The 776-nt window shown below is 69.8% G+C and carries 1 protein-coding gene; it reads right to left on the bottom strand.

Going from position 1 to position 776, the window contains the following annotated elements:
* Positions 1-776 (bottom strand): AMP-binding protein (locus A5708_RS17565; RefSeq protein WP_231117943.1); only part of this gene is annotated, 776 nt, incomplete at both ends.

The raw sequence follows: 776 nt of genomic DNA, 5'->3' as shown, positions 1-776 counted from the left end.
GGCGATCCGGTCACGGTTTCGGGGACCACGACCAGGCGCCCACCCCTGAGCAGCGGAGTGAAGATCTCCCACACCGAGACGTCGAAGGCCAGCGAGTGACTGTGTGTCCATACGCCCGCCGCGGGCAGCCCGGCGTCCAGGGACTCCAGCAGTTGAGTCACGTTGTGGTGGGTGATGGCCACGCCTTTGGGGGTGCCGGTGGTGCCCGAGGTGTAGATCAGGTACGCGATGTCGGCCGGCGCCGGTGTGGGCAACGTGTTGCTGGGCTGGGCATCGGGGGCGGGGTCGTTGAGGTCGATCACCGGCACCGCGCACCCGCTCAGGCGCTGGGCGCCTTCGGTGGTGGTGAGCACCGCCGCGGGTGCGGCGTCGGTGAGCACGAAGCGCAGCCGGGCCTGGGGGACCGCGGGGTCGATCGCCACGTAGGCGGCCCCGGTCTTGAGCACGGCCAGCATCGCCACGATGGCCTGCGCCGAGCGGGACAACAACAGGGCCACATACTGGCCCGGGCCCACGCCGTGGCCGGCCAGCAGCTGGGCCCACCGCTGCGCGGCGGCATCCAATTCCCGATAGGTCATCGACGTATCCCCGAAGCGCAGCGCCACCGCCTGCGGCACCCGCGCGACCTGCTCGGCGAACAACACCGGAATCGACGCGGCCCTAGCGGGTTTGGTCAAAACCGCCCGATTACCGACCGCATCCACACGCGCATGCTCGGCCCCATCAAGCACATCGATCGACGACAACGATTGCCCCACATCGGCCGCCATCGCCAC

It is taken from the genome of Mycobacterium colombiense (assembly GCF_001672755.1).
In the GTDB taxonomy this organism is placed as follows: Bacteria; Actinomycetota; Actinomycetes; order Mycobacteriales; family Mycobacteriaceae; genus Mycobacterium; species Mycobacterium colombiense_C.
The sequence above is the reverse complement of the archived record's forward strand: the minus strand, read 5'-3'. Positions and strand labels throughout refer to the sequence as shown.